We start from the raw sequence: 16,176 nt of genomic DNA, 5'->3' as shown, positions 1-16,176 counted from the left end.
GGCGCGCCGCGATCGAACTGCGTTCAGCTCCGGCCGCCCCAGTTCTCGGCGCGGAAATCCATGGCGAAGGCCGGCGAGGCCTTCCAGCCGAGCGCCTTGGGCTTGGCCGTGAAGGTCGCGTTCTGGTGGAGCACAGTATAGGCCGGGTCCTCGCGCTCGGCGATTTCCAGCATGCGGCGGAACGCGGCCTTGCGGCGGGCGCGGTCGGTCGATGTTTCGAGCTCGACCGAAAGCGTGTTCATCTCGTCATTGCGCCATTCGCCGGCCTGCTGCTGCTGGCCGTTGGGGCCGTGCTGGGCGACGATCGAGGAGACGGGATCATTGAACGGCGCCGAATTCGACCAGTCGCGCACCGCCCGGGTCGGCGTGCGCTCGAGAATCTGCTGCCAGTTCTCCTTGACCTGGATTTCGACGTTGAGCCCTGCCTCTTTCCACATCTCGACCAGAACCTGCGCCGTGGCAGTCTGGTTGGTGTAGTAGTTGTTGAGCAGCCGATAGGGGATCGGATCGCCCTTGTAGCCGGACTGCTTGACCAGCTCGCGCGCCAGCTTCAGATCGAAGGCCGGCACCGCCCAATCGGCGTGGAACATCTCGCCATAATAGGGCCATTGCAGCCCCTTCGGCACGACGGTACGGCCGGCCCAGAGCGAGTCGACGATCGCCTGCCGGTCGATCGAATGCGTCATGGCGCGGCGAACCAGCGGATTTTGCAGCTGCGCGTGGTTCTTGTCGAACACCGTCAGGCGGTGATTGAGAATGGTCCCGCCCTGCACTTCGAAGGCCGGGTTCTTCTCGATCTGGGAGATCTGGTCCGGCGGGATGTCGCAGGCGAACTGGTACTGGCCCGAGAGCAGGCCGTTGATGCGGGACGCCGTTTCCGGCACCTCGACGAAACGGATCTGCTTCAGCGGCGGGCGGCCGCCCCAGTACTCGTCATGGGCCTCGAGCAGCAGCGAGACGTCCGGACGATACTCGGCGATCCGGTAGGGACCAGTCGTGACCGGCCTCGTCGCCCAGTCGCTATAGGTCTTCGCCTCTTCGAAGGCGCGCCGGTTCATGATCTCGCTGCCATAGCGCGAGATGCGGCCCTCCATCGTCACATCGGGCGTGCCGTTGACGAAGCGCACTGTGTATTTGTCGACGATCTCGATGCCGAGCAGAGCCGGCCAGGAGCGGCGCGCCACCGCCGGCACTTCCGCCGGCAGTTCCTTGTTGGCGCGGCCCCCACCGACGACGAAGTCGACCGAGATCGTCTTCCCCTGCGACGGCTGCGTGTCGCCAAACATGCGCTGCCTGCTGAAGGAGAACGCGACATCCTCCGCCGTCAGCTCGTCGCCATTGTGGAACTTCACGCCGCGGCGCAGCTTGAGTTCGACAGTCTTGTCGTCGATGCGCTTCCACTCGGTGGCGAGACCGGGAACGGTCTCGAGATTGCCGAGCCAGTTGCGACCGATCAGCCCCTCCCAGATCGACGAGAAGAAGACGCGCTCGCCGACATTGGACTGCTCGCGCAGCACGTCGAGCGTGTTGGAATTGGCGATCTTCTGCACCGCGATGGTGATCGAGGGCCGATTATCGGCCTGTGCGATCGCAAAGCGCGGCAGAATGAGGGCCGAGCCGCCAAGCGCTATTGTGCTGCGACGCGTGAAGGAACCGACCATTGTTCATCTCCTGAAGGGGTGGCGTTGGGATCGCGCTCCTCGAGCCCGCGCGGGCCGGAGCGGAAATGGGTCAGGGTCCGATCGGCATGGATCAGCCGCCAGGACAGCGCCTTCTGGGCATAGTCGCGCACCAGGGCGGCATAGGCCGGCTCCCCGGCCAGATTGACGAACTGGTGCGGATCCTTGGCGAGGTCGAAGAAGAGCGGCGGCAGCGCGGCGAAATGGACGTATTTGTAGTGCTCGTCCTGGATCACGCAGAGGCTGGACTGATCCATGTGGAGGCCCAGCACCTGCTCCGGCTGGGAGTAGTGCACGTCGCGGAAATCGTATTCGTAGTGCAGCTCGCTGCGCCAATCGCCCGGCCGCCCCTCGCTGAGGAACGGCATCACCGAGCGCCCGTCGCAGGCACGCGGCGCCTCGCCACCGAGCCAGTCGAGAATGGTCGGCATCACGTCGACACTCTCGGTGAAGGAAGTCTCGATCGCACCGCGGCGCTCGTCCGCTCCGCGCGGGTCCTTCACCACCAGCGGAATGCGGAAGCTCTCGTCGTTGAAGCCGATCTTGCCGAGCAGGTGATGGTCGCCGAGCTGCTCGCCATGATCGCTGGTGAAGACGATCAGCGTGTCGTCCCACTGTCCGGTCTCGTCGAGATAGGCAAAGACCCTGCCGAGGCAGTCGTCGATCTCGGTGATCAGGCCGCAATAAGTCGCCCGCATCTGGCGGATTTCGGCCTCGTCCAAGGTCGCGCCCGAGCCTTCCGCCCCGTGAAAGAAGGAGCCGCGCTTGATCGAGTCGATGTAGAACCTGGTCAGCGGATGCTGAGCCGCCTCGGCCTCCGGCGATTCCGCCCGCACCAGCCCGGGCATATCCTCCGGACGGTACATCGCGTGATAGGGCGCCGGCGCAACGAAGGGCGGATGCGGGCGATAATAGCCGAGATGCAGGAAGAACGGCCGGCCGGCGCGCCCCTTGAGGTAGGTCAGCGCACGCTCGGTGAAGAAGGTCGAGTCGGAGAACTCCTTGGGGATGCGCGACGGCTTGTCGGTCGCACCCGGCACCGAGTCCTCGCCCTCCGGCAGCCAGATATCCTCACGCTTTTCCGGCAATTCGAAGCCGTTCTGCGCCACCCAGCCGAAATAGCCGTCCATATTGGGCTCGAAGGCGCCGACCGAACGGAAACCGTCCATCAGGTCGCCGAGCACCAGAAAGCGCGGGTCGTTCTTCGAGGTCGCACGCGGGTCGGGCGTCGTCGTGGTGTAGCCGATCAGCGCAGGATCATAGCCGATGGCGCGCAGCGCCTTGCCGAGATTGAAATGGCGCTGGTCGAGCGGCACCGTGTTCTGCACGGCACGATGGTTCATCAGGTAGAGGCCGGTGAGCAGGCTGGCGCGGGCCGGACCGCAGGGCACGCAGGCCGTGACATGGTTTCGGAAGGTGACGCCCTCTGCGCAAAGGCGGTCGAGATTGGGCGTCTTCAGGAAGGGATCGCGCCCCTCCGCCCGCATCAGATGCGGTATGAAATCGGCGCGCCATTGGTCGACGACGATCAGGAGAACATTCTGGCGTTTCATTCTCGGCAATCCAGCTGTGAGGCCGCCTGCCTAGGTCGCCTGGATGACGTCGGGATGACTGTTGGATGAAGGCGCGGCGCGGGCATCCCGCGTCGAAGTTCCCCGCCGACAAGGGCCGAACACCCCCGGGCGATCTGCTCCGGGGAGATGAGGCAAAGCTTATCGAACGCCCCACCCGACAGAGGCGTTTATCCCGGTTCGGCTGTGATCTTTGAAATGACGTTTCATTGACCGAAGCGGCACGATGCAGAATGATCATAGTATCGACGGCGTCATTCGCGGCGTCGATCGCGGGATTTGCTGGAGCAGCTTGCACCGCGTCACCAAAGCTAAAAGCACCACGAATGCATTCGTGGGCTCCCGGTTGCTGGAGACACGTTCATGACTGAATCAACATCGAAGAGAACACCACTTCATCTTCATGCAAGCGCGTCTGATTGCACGCATCGATGTTGAACGCTCCCACACGCCGGGCCTGAACAGACCCGCGCTGCTCTTCCTCTGATCCGCATGGGTAACGCCGCTCAGCCCGGCTGAGGCGGAGCCATGTCGAAAACCGTCGACGCCACGTTTGGGTCAGGCAGTGTCTTGGCCCGCTCGGAACGTCTCGCCCCTCATCCCGGTCCGGCCCCTGGCCGGTTCGGTCGGCGAACGCACGGCTTGATCAACAGCCTCAGCGAGATCGCTGCGTCCAAACCCGCCCGCATGGCCTGAAGGATTCCCCATGAGCATCGTCACGCGCTTGCCGACAGCTTCGCCCCCGGTTCGCGACGAAGCAGCCGCATTCCGTGCCGCTTTCCGCCACCTCGCTGGCGGGGTCAGTGTCATCACCACCGGCACAGGCGAGGACCGAACCGGCCTCACGGCCACCTCGGTCGCCTCGCTCTCAGCCGAGCCTCCGACCGTCATGTTCGGACTCAACCGCACATCGTCGAGCTATCCGACCCTGCAGCGGCACCGAAATTTCGGCATCAACTTCCTGAATGCGGCGCAGAAGCAGATCGCGGATCGCTTCGCAGGACGAAACGGCGAGAAGGGCACCGAGCGGTTCCGGCAGGCCGAATGGACCAGCGCCGTCACGGGCGCCCCGCTCCTGGTCGGCGCGCTCGCCTCCCTCGACTGCGAGGTCGAGGAACTGATCGAGCGCCATTCCCACAGCATCATCATCGGCCGCGTGCGGGCCGTCAGATTCGGAGCCGATGAAGCGGCCCTCGTCTACTGGCGCGGTGACTACGAGCGCCTTGGCTGGATGACGGAAGAGGCAGTTGCAGCGCTCGGGCTGCGCGCACTCTGACACCCGCCTCTCACCGAACCGCGCACAGAGCGGCATGCGAGTCCACCTGCATTCAAGAAAGCCGCGCCGATGACCTATCGCCTCAGCCTGCTCGAGAAGAGCCCCGTCTTCGACGGCGAGACCGGCAGCATCGCCCTCGCCCGCTCCGTCGCGCTTGCACAGAACGCGGAGCGCTGGGGTTATCACCGCTTCTGGGTGGCCGAGCATCATGGCATGGCGGGCGTCGCCAGTTCCTCCCCGGAAGTGCTGGCAGCTTACATCCTGGCCAGCACCTCGCGCATTCGGGTCGGTTCAGGCGGCGTCCTTCTCCAGCATTACAGCCCCTACAAGGTGGCGGAGAATTTCCACGTCCTCGCCTCGCTCGCACCGGGCAGAGTCGATCTCGGCATCGGCAAGGCACCGGGCGGATTGCCGCTGGCGACACGCGCGCTGCAATGGGGACATGATCCCGCCGTCCGACGCGACTTCAGCGCGCAGCTGCGCCAACTCGGCGCTTATCTCGATCACGGAACGGACTCCGGCCAGGCCGCCGACAGGCCGCTTGCGACGCCGCTGCCACCCGAAGCGCCACAGTGCTTCCTGCTCGGCGGCGGCCCGGAGAGCGCGCGACTTGCCGCGGAACAGGGCTGGCAGTTCGTCTTTGCCGGTCAGCTCAATGGCGACCACGCGGCGATTGAGGCGAGCATCACCGCCTTCGTAAAGGCCGGCGGCCCCGGCACGCCGCTCCTCGCCGTGACCGCGTTGGCCGCCGAGAGCAGCGAAGAGGCGGAACGGATCGCGGATGGGCTGCAGATCGTGCGCCTCCATCTCGACGATGGTCAGGCTCTCAATGTCGGGAGTGAAGAGCAGGCCGCCGAATATGCCCGGCAAGCGGGCGTGACTTCCTACCGCACAGAGTTGCGCCGGCCGAGCATCGTCGCCGGTACGCCGGCTCGGGTCCGGCGCGAACTCGATGCCCTGCACCGGCGCTTCGGCATCGCTGAATTCATCCTCGATACGCCGGCGGCCGCCCGGCAGCAGCGGCTCACGTCGATCGCGCTGCTCGCCGACGAGGTTCTGGCTGCCGCGGCCTGACCACTTTCTCCACCGGAGCACGTTCCATGAGCAAGAAACCCATCACGTTCGGCATCATGCTGCAGGGCCCGGGCAGCCATATGAATTCCTGGCGCCATCCCAGCAGTCCCGCCGATGCCAGCGTCAATTTCGACTTCTTCGTCCACACCGCGCGCAAGGCGGAGGCTGCCGGCATCGCCTTCGCCTTCGTCGCCGACGGGCTCTACATCAACGACAAGTCGATCCCGCATTTCCTGAACCGCTTCGAGCCACTGACGATCCTGTCAGCGCTGGCCGCCTCGACCAGCAAACTCGGCCTCGTCGGCACCGTCTCGACCTCCTATAGCGACCCGTTCACCATCGCGCGCCAGTTCGGTTCGCTTGATCTGATCTCGGGCGGGCGCGCCGGCTGGAATGCGGTGACCTCCCCGCTCGAAGGCTCGGGCCGCAACTATAGCCGCCCGCATCCTGAACATGCCCTGCGCTACGAGATCGCCACCGAATATCTCGATGTCATCAAGGGCCTCTGGGATTCCTGGGACGACGATGCCTTCCCCCGAAACCGCGAGAGCGGCGCCTTCTTCGACAAGGCCAAGCTGCACACGCTCGGGCACAAGGGTCGCTTCTTCCAGGTCGAGGGTCCGCTGAACATTTCCCGCTCGGCGCAAGGGCAGCCGGTCGTCTTCCAGGCAGGCGCATCCGATGCGGGGATCGGGCTTGCCGGAAAGCACGCCGACGCCGTCTTCAGCAACAATGTCGCGCTCGAAGAGGCGCAGGGCTTCTATCGCAGCATCAAGAACAGCGCCGTCGCTCACGGCCGAAGTGCAGGCGACATCAAGGTCTTCCCGGGTATCGGTCCGATCGTGGGGGCGACCGAACAGGAAGCCGAAGAGAAATACCGCGCCATCCGCGATCTCGTCTCGATCGACGAGGCCCTGCTCTATCTCGGCCGCTTCTTCGACCATCACGATTTCAGCGCCTACCCGCTCGACCAGCCGTTCCCAGAACTTGGGGAGATCGGCAAGAACAGCTTCCGGTCGACCACGGACCGCATCAAGCGCAATGCGGCCGTGAAGGGTCTGAGCCTGCGCGAGGTCGCGCTCGAAGCGACCACGCCGCGAACCGATTTCATCGGCACGGCCGAGGCGGTCGCCGAGCGGATCATTCACCGTGTCGAGCAACAGGCGGCGGATGGCTTCATCCTGGGATTCCCGGTGATCGCCGAGGGCTTCGACGATTTCGCCCGGCTCGTCATCCCGGTGCTCGAAGAGCGCGGCGTCTATGACCGTAGCTTGCCCGGCACGACCCTGCGCGACCATCTCGGTTTGCCGCGCCGGGAAAGCCGGCATGCCGGCGAAGACACGCCGCGGCAGGCCGCGTTGACGCGGTCGGCCGGCTGAGGTGGCTGGGAGATGACCTTTCACACGCGCGATCTCGGCCAGCCAGAGTGCGAAGCAGCGGCACGCGGCATCGCAGCCTTCGCCGACACCTTCATCGCATTGCGCCGCGACCTTCACCGCCACCCCGAACTCGCCTTCGCGGAAAAGCGGACCAGCACGCTCGTCGCCGAACATCTCGCCGGATGGGGCTACGAGGTCACGACGGGGCTCGCCGGCACCGGCGTCGTGGCGACGCTCCGGCGCGGCAGCGGCGAGCGTCGGCTCGGCATCCGTGCCGACATGGACGCGCTGCCGATCCAGGAAGCAACGGGCCTGGCCCATGCCAGCACCCATGCCGGCGCAATGCATGCCTGCGGCCATGACGGGCATACCGCGATCCTGCTCGCGGCAGCGCGCTATCTCGCCGAAAGCGGGCGCTTCTCAGGCACCCTGAACCTAATCTTCCAGCCCGCCGAGGAAACCGGCGCCGGCGCCCGCAAGCTCATCGAGGAGGGACTGTTCGAGCGCTTCGCCTGCGACGCCGTCTTCGGCCTGCACAACTGGCCGGGCGTGCCCACTGGACAATTCGGCTTCATTGCTGGTCCGGCGATGGCCGCGGTCGATCAGGCGCATATCACCGTGCTCGGCAAGGGGGGCCACGGCGCGGCGCCCCATGAGACGGTCGACCCGGTCGTTGCCGCCGCCTCCGTGATCACGGCGCTGCAAAGCGTGGTCTCCCGCAATATCGACCCGCTGGAGGCCGCCGTCGTCACTGTCGGCTCGATCCATGGCGGCACCGCCTCGAATGTCATCCCCGACAGCGTCGAGCTCAAACTGACGATCCGCTCCTTCAGTGGCACGGTCCGCGAGCAGTTGCAGCAGCGCATTCCGGCGCTGGTTCGTGCCCAGGCCGAGAGTTTTGGCGCAAGGGCCGACGTCCGCTACCGGCGCGGCTTCCCTGCGCTGGTCAACCATCAGACGGAAACCGCCTTCGCGCGCGAGGTGGCGGTGGCGACCTTCGGCGAAGAACGGATCGAGCGGGATTTCAGGCCACGCACCGCCAGCGAGGATTTCGCCTTCATCTCGGAGGCTCGCCCCGGCAGCTACCTCTTCGTCGGCAACGGCGAAAGCGCCGCGCTGCATAGCCCTCACTACGACTTCAACGACGCCATCCTGGCCCCCGCGGCGGCCTACTGGGTCGCGCTGGCGCAGGCCTACCTCTCCTGACCCCGCCGGAAAGGCAGCCCATCATGGCCGACAGCTTCATCTACACCACCCCGCTCGACGCGCGCTCGCAGCCCCTGATCGAGGCGCTGACCTGGGAATATGCGACCCGCTATGGCAGCATTTTCGGAGAGCCACCCGGCGCCGAGATGAGCCGCTACCCGGCTGAGCTATTCGCGCCGTCGGATGGCAATTTCGTCCTGCTCGTTCGCAATGGCCGCACGATCGGTGGCGGTGCCTTCATGCGCTACGACCGGCGCACCGCCGAGCTGAAGCGGATCTGGACCCATGCCGATTTCCGTCGCCAGGGCTTGGCCCGCAAGGTGGTCGAGGAACTCGAAGCGCAGGCTCGGCGCCAGGGCTACAGCAGGATCTACCTGACGACCGGCTTCCGGCAGCCCGAGGCCAAGGAACTCTACCTGCAGACCGGCTATCGACCGCTCTTCGACGTCACGGTCGATCCCGAGATCCATCTCAAGCTCCCCTTTGAAAAGGAACTCGGCCCGCTCACCGGGCATCTGCCGCATGCGTCAGCCAGGGAGCGGCCGGGGGCCGCCAGCGCGACCTGATCGCCTCCGAGCCGACAGACGGCGGGTCAGACCGCCCCCAGCCTCCCGACGAGACCCGCCATGACCCTGACGACCGATTTTCGGGCGCTTGATGCGCCACCACCGCAACCCGCGCGAAAGAGCGATTACGCGCATTACCGTATCGTTCCGGCGAAATACCCGGCGCGGACGGTCGGAACCGTGTTCTCGGTGATCGTGATCTTTGCGATCCTGAACTCGGTCCTCTCGAATCCACGCTGGGGCTGGGACGTCTTCGCCGAATGGTTCTTTGCCGAGCCCGTCCTGGCCGGCCTCGGGCGCACTCTGCTCCTGACCTTGCTCGGCGCCACCTTCGGCTTCCTGCTCGGCACGGCGCTGGCGTTGGCGCGGGTCTCCGGCTCGCCTCTGCTCGGCTCGCTCTCCTGGGGCTATGTCTGGCTGTTCCGGTCGATCCCGCTGATCGTGCTGCTGCTGGTGCTGAACAATCTGGGCTATCTCTACGAGACCATCACGCTCGGCGTGCCCTTCACCGAGATTTCCTTCTTCAGCTACCAGACCACGCAGTTGCTCACGCCATTCGCGGCAGCCGTGCTCGGGCTGGCGCTCAATCAGGCGGCCTTCTGCTCCGAGATCATTCGCGGCGGCATCCTTTCCGTCGATCAGGGCCAACTGGAAGCGGCAGCCGCACTCGGCTTGCCACGCTCGCGCCAGGCCTCGCGGATCATCCTGCCACAGGCGATGCGCACCATCCTGCCGACCGGCTTCAACGAGATCATCGGTTTGGCCAAGGGCACCTCGATGGTCTACATCCTGGCGCTGCCGGAGCTGTTCTACACGATCCAGATCATCTATCGCCGCAATCTGGAGGTGATCCCGCTGCTGATGGTCGCGACCGTCTGGTATCTGGTCATCCTCAGCGTCCTGTCCTTCATCCAGCATCATATCGAGCGCTATTATTCGAAGGGCGCGCTGCGCAATCCGCCCCCGTCCCTGATCGGCAATGCCCTTGCAAAACTGCGCCGCTCGACGGCCTCGGTGCAGGCCGCGGGCACGACATCGGCTCCGCTGGTTGTGCGGGAAGCGGGCACGCCAGTGAGCTGGGCCTCATTGGCCCGCAGCGGTGGCGAGGTTCGGATCCAGGCCGTCAGCAAGAGTTTTGGCCCACTCAAGGTGCTGGACGATGTCAGCCTTACCATCCCGCGCGGCAGCGTCACCGTCATCCTCGGCCAGTCGGGCTCAGGCAAATCGACCCTGCTGCGCGCCATCAATCATCTCGAACGCGTCGATGACGGTTTCGTCTCGATCGACGGCGAGCTGATCGGCTACCGCCAGGACGGCGACACGCTCTATGAGCTCAAGGAGAAGGATATCCTGAAGCGCCGCGTCGATGTCGGCATGGTGTTCCAGAACTTCAACCTGTTCCCGCATCTGACCGCGCTCGAGAACGTCATCGAGGCGCCGATCACAGTGCGGAACATCGGCCGCGACGAGGCTGTCGCCCAGGCACGCGAACTGCTTGCCCGCGTCGGCCTCTCCGAGAAGGCCGAAGCCTATCCGCGCCAGCTGTCCGGTGGTCAGCAGCAGCGCGTTGCGATTGCCCGCGCCCTCGCGCTTCGGCCAAAAGTCCTGCTCTTCGACGAGCCGACCTCGGCGCTCGATCCCGAGCTGGTCGGCGAGGTGCTCGACGTCATCAGGGAACTCGCCAGCTCCGGCACGACGCTGATCGTGGTGACCCATGAGATCGGTTTCGCCCGAGAGGTCGCTGACCGGGTCGTGTTCATGGAGCAGGGCCGCATTCTCGAAACCGGATCGCCCGAGAAGGTCTTTGGCGCTCCCGACCACCCTCGCACCCGCGAGTTCCTCGCCAAGGTTCTCTAGCGCCTGGCCCAAATTCGGGAGGCGCAGCGGGACCTGCGCTTCCCCGGATGATCCGAACCGGTCCCGATCCCCCGCATGGAGTTTTCAGCATGGCCGCAAGGACCAGATCGCTTTCGCTTGGCTTCGGCGCACTCGCCGTCACTGCCGCCTTCCTCAGTTTCCCGGCACTTGCCCAACAGGTCTTCGATCTCAGCCCGGAACAGCCAGGCCGCCCGCGTGCCGAGAAGAATGAGGAGGCACTCAAGCTGGTCGGCAAGGACGCCAAATTCGCCAGGGATGGCGTCTTCACCGTCGCCATCGCCTCGCAGCGCCTGCCCTTCGGCGCCTATGGCACCGACACCCGGACGCTGGTCGGATCCGAGCCCGACATCGCCCAGCTCGTCGCCGACAGCCTCGGCCGGAAGCTCGAAATCGTCAGCGTCGCCTGGGCCGACTGGCCGCTTGGCGTCGCCTCCGGCAAATTCGACGCTGCGATCAGCAATGTCACCGTCACCGAGCAGCGCAAGGAGAAGTTCGACTTCTCGACCTATCGCAAGGATCTGCTCGGCTTCTACGTCAAGGCCAGCAACCCGATCACCATCAAGGAGCCCAAGGACATAGCCGGGCTCAAGGTCATCGTCGGCTCCGGCACCAACCAGGAGCAGATCCTGCTGCGCTGGAACGAGCAGAACGTCAAACAGGGCCTGAAACCGGTCGAGGCGCAGTATTACGACGACGACGTCGTGCTCTATCTCGCGCTCGAGACCGGCCGCGCCGACGCCTATCTCGGGCCGAACGCCCTTCTCAGCTTCAAGGCCGCTCGCGAAGGCAAGACCAGGCTCGCCGGCAATTTCAGCGGCGGCTGGCCGCTGCTGGCCGAGATCGCGGTGACGACCCGCAAGGGCAATGGGCTCGCCGAGGCGATCACCCATGCCCTCAATACCCAGATCACGAACGGCAATTACGGCAAGGCGCTAACCCGCTGGAATCTCGGCCCCGAGGCGGTCGAGAAATCCGCCACCAACCCACCCGGCCTGCCCAAGAGCTGACGCCCTTTGCGCCGCCGCACTCCAAAGCGGCGGCGCAACTGTCCTCAATCGAAGCCGCCAATTCTGAAACTGGAAAGACGATCATGATCGGGCGACGAGCCATTCTCTCGCTGCTGCTTGGGGCAGCGACCACCTACTGGAGTTCTGCCCCAGCTCTCGCGCAGCCGTTCGATCTCGGCCCGGAACAGCCTGGCAGGGTTCGCGCCGAACGGAACGCCGACGCAATCAAGGCAATTCCCAAGGGCTTTGTCTTCGTCGAGCCGGGCTCGCTCACCGTCGCGATCAGCCCGAGCGGTCCGCCGCTCGCCACCTATGCGACGGACGCGAAGACCGTGGTTGGCGCCGATCCCGACTTTGCCCAGCTCATCGCCGACAGCCTCGGCCTGAAGCTCACTCTTCTGCCGATTGCCTGGGCCGACTGGCCGCTCGGACTGGCCTCGGGAAAATACGACGCGGTGATCTCGAATGTCGGCGTCACCGAGCAGCGGAAGGAGAAATTCGACTTCTCGACCTACCGGCAAGGCCTGCACGGCTTCTATGTGAAGGCCGACAGCCCGGTTACGTCCATTAAAGAGCCCAAGGATGCGGCGGGCCTGCGCATCATCGTCGGCGCCGGCACCAACCAGGAGCGCATCCTGCTGGCATGGAGCAAGTTGAATTTCGCAGCCGGGCTGAAGCCACTCGACCTGCACTATTACGACGATGAGCCAACCAAGCTTATCGCGCTGCTCGCCGGCCGCGCCGACGTCATCGTCCAGCCGCATGCCCAACTGGTCTTCATCGCCGCACGCGACCGCAATATCCGGCGAGCCGGCACTCTCAGCGCCGGCTGGCCTCTCAAATCGGATGTCGCGATTACGACGCGCAAAGGCAGTGATCTCGTCGACGCGCTGACGGCCGCAACCAACGGGCTGATCGCCACCGACAAATACCGCCAGGCGCTCGCGCGCTGGGGGCTCGAAGAGGAGGCTCTGGAGCGCTCCGAAACCAATCCGCCAGGCTTGCCCAAGTCCTGAAGCCCCCTACCCTCGGTATTGTCTGCGAGACTATCATGCCCACCACTCCGCTCACGATCAGCCGGATCGGCTTCCTGACTCCCGGCAATTACCGCGACGATGCTCCATTCGTTGGATTGGAGGACACGCTCCAGCTCTTCGAATTCGGCGAACGGCTCGGCTTCGACAGCGCCTGGGTGCGCCAACGCCATCTCGAACCCGGCGTCTCCTCAGCGAGCGTCTTTCTGGCCGCAGCAAGCCAGCGGACGCGACGCATCGAGATCGGCTCCGCGGTGATCCAGATCGGCTACGAAAACCCTTTCCGCCTGGCCGAGGACCTGTCGCTCGTCGACGTGCTCTCGCGCGGACGCCTCAATGTCGGCCTCAGTGCGGGGCCACCGTCGCACGCCGAGTTGCTGGGTCAGCGCTTCCTCGACGGAGACCGGGCCGATTCCGACTATTCGCATCAGCGCGTCGCCCGCCTCGCAGCCAATCTCGACGGCACCTATCTCGGCGACGACGAGACTTTCATCACATCGGCGGCGGGGCGGTTGCGGCCACGCATCCAGCCGCACGCACCGGGACTGCGCGAGCGGCTCTGGTATGGCGGAGGTTCGCTGCGTTCAGCGCGTTGGGCCGGGGAGAACGGCTTCAATCTTCTCGTCGGCAACATCAATACCGGCGAGGAGACCGATGATTTCGTCGAGGCGCAACTGCGTCAACTTGCTCTCTATCGCAGCAGCTGGCAGGCGCGCCACCTGCCACGCATCGCAGTTGGCCGTGTCATCGTCCCGCTCGACGGTGCCGACACGAGAACCCGCAGCCGCTATCGCGACTACGCCGCCAGCCGGCATGAACGCACGCTGAAGCCGCAGGGTGAACGGCGGACGCAGTTCGCCCCGGATCTCATCGGCACATCGGAGCAGATTCTGATCGCGCTGTTGCAGGACCCTGTGCTGCGCGAGGTCGACGAGTTGCGTCTCGAGTTGCCCTATAATTTCGAAGCGGAGAATTACGAGCAGATCATCGACGACTTCATCCACCTGATCGCGCCGAACCTTGGCTGGCTCAGGGGGCGGGCAGCCAAGCCGGAACTCGCCAGGCTGCCGGCCTGACGACAACTGCTGACTGTCTCGGGCTCCGCTACCAGCGCACGAACCGCGGAAGAGCGAGGGCTCCGACGGCGGCCATGATGGCCATCGCCAGCGGATACCAGCTTGCGATGAAGGGGATCGTATCCTCCGGGCAATGCACGCTGTAGGCGATGGTCGCCAGGGCGGCGGATGCAACTCCTGCGGCTGCGCCAGTAAGGCGCAGGTCAACCGGTGCACCCCGCCGGGCGACGGCGATCATCGCGGCCAGCGGGATCAGTCCGTAGAGCACAACGGCGATCAGGCAGGCCAGCCAGCTTCTGCCAAAAGTCAGGCTGCCCCATTCTCCTGCAGGCACACCGGCCAGAACGACGAGAGCCCAAAGCATCACCGCGGCGATTGGCAGCAGGGTCAGGGACAGGTGTCCTCGCGGACTGAGGCCGGGCCGCAGGCTACGCTGGAAGACCGCCACGGCGATCCCGGCCACACTCGCTCCGAGCAGGATTTTGCCGAGCACCGGTGCGCTCGCCCAGGCCCCCGCCAGATCACGACGTGCGCCAAGCGTCAGGAGCACTGCAATCGTCGCGGCGGCCATGGAGACGAGTGCAGCAAGCCAGGTGACGCGGCGCAGCCATCCGGTATCGACCGGCTGGCTGCTCGTGGCCATGAGGGAAATCAACTCGTCTGTCTGCATGTCGGACCGGTCATTGCGCTCTGATGGACAGGGATTTCGCAGCAAACAGGCGAAAGGTTACAGCGATGGCGCGCTCAAGGTACCGCATGGGCGGCAGACCGGTCACGGTGCGCCACGCCTGGTCAGGAGCCGGGCCATGGCCCGCAAGCCGCGATGGATCGCGACCTTGGCCGCCGTCTCGGTCATGCCGGCAGCATTGGCGGCCTCGGAGATCGAACAGCCCTGAACCTTGACCTGGTCGATCAGCCTTCGTGTCCGTTCCGGCAAGGATTGCAGGGCCCGCGTCAGGTCCAGTCCGGCATCGGAGGCAACGGTATCGGGCGCCGCCAGGTGATAGGCTTCGTCATCGATCGGCAGGTTGGACGCGTGCCGCCCGGAGCGACGCAAATGATCGACGAGCTTGTAGCGCGCGATCGCATGAGCCCAGGCGGTCACGGGGCTTGACGGATCATAGCTGTGGCGGGAGAGGTGCAAGGCGAGCAAGGTCTCCTGCAGCACATCCTCCGTCTCGCTCGGCTCGGTGCGTCCCGCCCGCGCCAGCTGATGGCGCAGATAGCCGCGCAGGCGCAGGCTGATCGCCTCGAGGAACACGCGATAGGCCGACGCATCGCCGGAAAGCGCGGAGAGAAAGACGGGACGCAGCTGCGTTTCGAGATCGGCGAGAGACACGGGAAGCGGCGCTTATCCGGACTGTACGGGCGGGGAGCCCAATCCGTCGCATGATGGTGCAGGGCTCACAAGCCCGTGACCGACGGATGCCGAGTTCGCCCCATCCCGATACGTTCGCATAGGCGCAAAGCGCGGCCTTGCCGGGCCTACGCGGGAAAACGACGATCATGGCGACGGCAGCGCGCATCGGCCTTGGGATCACGGCGCTCGCAATGGCGCTGGCCACGACGCTGCCACCCGCCGCCCTCGCCCAGGATCAAGCCAGGACGGAAGAGCGACTGACGCCTTGTCCGGTCGAGGGAGGCTGCCCGGTCGAGGGCGGATTCTATCGCATCTTGCTGCCGGCACGGGCTGCGATCGGGCCTCCGCGTGGCGCGATCATGTACTTTCATGGCTGGCAAGGCTCGGCCGAGGAGGTCATGGCCGATCAGGGTCTCGTCGCGGTTGCGCGACGCCTCGGCGTTGCCCTGATCGTCCCGGACGGGATGGGGCGGACCTGGTCCTATCCCGGCTCTCCCGGACACCATCGCGACGAGTTCGCCTTCATCGGCCATGTTCTCGACGACGTCGCGCAGCGCTTCCCCATCGATCCTGGCAGGATTCTGGCCAGTGGCTTCTCGCAGGGCGCGTCCATGGTCTGGAATCTCGCCTGCCGGATGCCCGCGCGCTTTGCGGCCTTTGCACCAATCGCCGGTGCGTTCTGGGAGCCCCTTCCGCAGGACTGCATCGGCCCCATACCCAATCTCATCCATGTCCACGGCACGAGCGACACAACCGTACCGATTGCGGGGCGCCCACTCCGGTCCGGATACAAACAGGGCGATCTCTTCAGGAGCCTTGCCGTCCTGGCACCGGGCTGCACCTCAGCCTGGGCGGACGAGGTCCGGAAGGCGCCGCGGCCAGAGGGCCTGACCTGTCGGCTGGCAACAGACTGTCCCGGGCCCGCGCGGCTGGAGCTGTGCCTGCATGGCGGCGGACATATGGCCGACCCGGCCTGGGTCGAGCGGGCCTGGAAGCTTGCCATGCCCCCTGAAAAGCCGACAGCCGCGGCAGGAGCCAGGCTCACTTTCCCGTGAAGCCGTAACCAGGAG

Annotated in this window: 14 protein-coding genes; 10 read left to right on the top strand and 4 right to left on the bottom strand. The window is 65.5% G+C overall.

What is annotated here, in order from left to right; translation table 11 throughout:
• Positions 1-23: 23 nt before the first annotated feature.
• Positions 24-1,661 carry an ABC transporter substrate-binding protein gene (locus BIWAKO_RS21415; RefSeq protein WP_069880361.1) on the bottom strand — a complete coding sequence of 546 codons (1,638 nt, stop codon included), beginning with the start codon at positions 1,659-1,661 and terminating at the stop codon, positions 24-26.
• Positions 1,628-3,232, bottom strand: a complete 1,605-nt coding sequence (gene pehA / locus BIWAKO_RS21410) for a phosphoric/sulfuric ester hydrolase PehA (RefSeq protein ID WP_074471592.1) — start codon at positions 3,230-3,232, stop codon at positions 1,628-1,630. Before pehA ends, BIWAKO_RS21415 begins: the two co-directional genes overlap by 34 nt.
• A 724-nt stretch (positions 3,233-3,956) precedes the next feature.
• Between pehA and BIWAKO_RS21405 the strand changes: the two genes are divergently transcribed.
• The 9 genes from BIWAKO_RS21405 to BIWAKO_RS21360 all read left to right on the top strand — a co-directional run bounded on the left by BIWAKO_RS21405 (position 3,957) and on the right by BIWAKO_RS21360 (position 13,746).
• The gene (locus BIWAKO_RS21405) at positions 3,957-4,526 is read left to right on the top strand and encodes a flavin reductase family protein (protein WP_069880360.1); all 570 of its coding nucleotides are present in this window, start codon (positions 3,957-3,959) and stop codon (positions 4,524-4,526) included.
• Between the two features lie 69 nt (positions 4,527-4,595).
• Positions 4,596-5,600, top strand: a complete 1,005-nt coding sequence (locus tag BIWAKO_RS21400; RefSeq protein WP_069880359.1) for an LLM class flavin-dependent oxidoreductase — start codon at positions 4,596-4,598, stop codon at positions 5,598-5,600.
• Positions 5,601-5,626: 26 nt separating this feature from the next.
• Positions 5,627-6,979: an LLM class flavin-dependent oxidoreductase gene (locus BIWAKO_RS21395; RefSeq protein WP_069880358.1), complete on the top strand. Its 1,353-nt coding sequence runs from the start codon at positions 5,627-5,629 to the stop codon at positions 6,977-6,979.
• A 12-nt stretch (positions 6,980-6,991) separates the two neighbouring features.
• Entirely contained in the window at positions 6,992-8,185 is a 1,194-nt protein-coding gene (locus BIWAKO_RS21390) for a M20 aminoacylase family protein (protein WP_069880357.1), read from the top strand.
• Positions 8,186-8,208: 23 nt separating this feature from the next.
• Positions 8,209-8,751 carry a GNAT family N-acetyltransferase gene (locus BIWAKO_RS21385; RefSeq protein ID WP_069880356.1) on the top strand — a complete coding sequence of 181 codons (543 nt, stop codon included), beginning with the start codon at positions 8,209-8,211 and terminating at the stop codon, positions 8,749-8,751.
• A gap of 60 nt (positions 8,752-8,811) precedes the next feature.
• Positions 8,812-10,608, top strand: a complete 1,797-nt coding sequence (locus tag BIWAKO_RS37145) for an amino acid ABC transporter permease/ATP-binding protein (protein ID WP_074471591.1) — start codon at positions 8,812-8,814, stop codon at positions 10,606-10,608.
• Between the two features lie 89 nt (positions 10,609-10,697).
• Positions 10,698-11,636, top strand: a complete 939-nt coding sequence (locus BIWAKO_RS21370; protein ID WP_069880355.1) for an ABC transporter substrate-binding protein — start codon at positions 10,698-10,700, stop codon at positions 11,634-11,636.
• 83 nt (positions 11,637-11,719) lie between these two features.
• Positions 11,720-12,652: an ABC transporter substrate-binding protein gene (locus BIWAKO_RS21365; protein ID WP_069880354.1), complete on the top strand. Its 933-nt coding sequence runs from the start codon at positions 11,720-11,722 to the stop codon at positions 12,650-12,652.
• Between the two features lie 35 nt (positions 12,653-12,687).
• Complete coding sequence (locus tag BIWAKO_RS21360; RefSeq protein WP_069880353.1) at positions 12,688-13,746, top strand: LLM class flavin-dependent oxidoreductase; 1,059 nt, start codon at positions 12,688-12,690, stop codon at positions 13,744-13,746.
• 28 nt (positions 13,747-13,774) lie between these two features.
• Here BIWAKO_RS21360 and BIWAKO_RS21355 read toward each other — a convergent pair whose 3' ends face one another.
• Both BIWAKO_RS21355 and BIWAKO_RS21350 read right to left on the bottom strand, forming a co-directional pair.
• A complete protein-coding gene (locus tag BIWAKO_RS21355) occupies positions 13,775-14,389 on the bottom strand; it encodes an NrsF family protein (RefSeq protein ID WP_069880352.1) in 615 nt (204 codons plus the stop codon).
• Positions 14,390-14,518: 129 nt separating this feature from the next.
• Positions 14,519-15,085 (bottom strand): sigma-70 family RNA polymerase sigma factor, encoded by a 567-nt coding sequence (locus tag BIWAKO_RS21350; protein ID WP_069880351.1) that lies wholly within the window; start codon positions 15,083-15,085, stop codon positions 14,519-14,521.
• A 167-nt stretch (positions 15,086-15,252) separates the two neighbouring features.
• Between BIWAKO_RS21350 and BIWAKO_RS21345 the strand changes: the two genes are divergently transcribed.
• The gene (locus tag BIWAKO_RS21345; RefSeq protein WP_069880350.1) at positions 15,253-16,161 is read left to right on the top strand and encodes a CE1 family esterase; all 909 of its coding nucleotides are present in this window, start codon (positions 15,253-15,255) and stop codon (positions 16,159-16,161) included.
• Positions 16,162-16,176: the final 15 nt, after the last annotated feature.

The sequence above is a fragment of the Bosea sp. BIWAKO-01 genome, assembly GCF_001748145.1.
In the GTDB taxonomy this organism is placed as follows: Bacteria; Pseudomonadota; Alphaproteobacteria; order Rhizobiales; family Beijerinckiaceae; genus Allobosea.
Note: the sequence above shows the minus strand (reverse complement) of the source record. Positions and strands in the feature narration are given on the sequence as shown.

Coding starts and splice junctions, on each gene's coding strand:
- BIWAKO_RS21415 (WP_069880361.1), bottom strand. CDS start 1,661: ATGGTCGGTTCCTTCACGCGTCGCAGCACAATAGCGCTTGGCGGCTCG.
- BIWAKO_RS21355 (WP_069880352.1), bottom strand. CDS start 14,389: ATGGCCACGAGCAGCCAGCCGGTCGATACCGGATGGCTGCGCCGCGTC.
- BIWAKO_RS21365 (WP_069880354.1), top strand. CDS start 11,720: ATGATCGGGCGACGAGCCATTCTCTCGCTGCTGCTTGGGGCAGCGACC.
- BIWAKO_RS37145 (WP_074471591.1), top strand. CDS start 8,812: ATGACCCTGACGACCGATTTTCGGGCGCTTGATGCGCCACCACCGCAA.
- BIWAKO_RS21345 (WP_069880350.1), top strand. CDS start 15,253: ATGGCGACGGCAGCGCGCATCGGCCTTGGGATCACGGCGCTCGCAATG.
- BIWAKO_RS21395 (WP_069880358.1), top strand. CDS start 5,627: ATGAGCAAGAAACCCATCACGTTCGGCATCATGCTGCAGGGCCCGGGC.
- BIWAKO_RS21385 (WP_069880356.1), top strand. CDS start 8,209: ATGGCCGACAGCTTCATCTACACCACCCCGCTCGACGCGCGCTCGCAG.
- BIWAKO_RS21390 (WP_069880357.1), top strand. CDS start 6,992: ATGACCTTTCACACGCGCGATCTCGGCCAGCCAGAGTGCGAAGCAGCG.
- BIWAKO_RS21370 (WP_069880355.1), top strand. CDS start 10,698: ATGGCCGCAAGGACCAGATCGCTTTCGCTTGGCTTCGGCGCACTCGCC.
- BIWAKO_RS21400 (WP_069880359.1), top strand. CDS start 4,596: ATGACCTATCGCCTCAGCCTGCTCGAGAAGAGCCCCGTCTTCGACGGC.
- BIWAKO_RS21405 (WP_069880360.1), top strand. CDS start 3,957: ATGAGCATCGTCACGCGCTTGCCGACAGCTTCGCCCCCGGTTCGCGAC.
- pehA (WP_074471592.1), bottom strand. CDS start 3,232: ATGAAACGCCAGAATGTTCTCCTGATCGTCGTCGACCAATGGCGCGCC.
- BIWAKO_RS21360 (WP_069880353.1), top strand. CDS start 12,688: ATGCCCACCACTCCGCTCACGATCAGCCGGATCGGCTTCCTGACTCCC.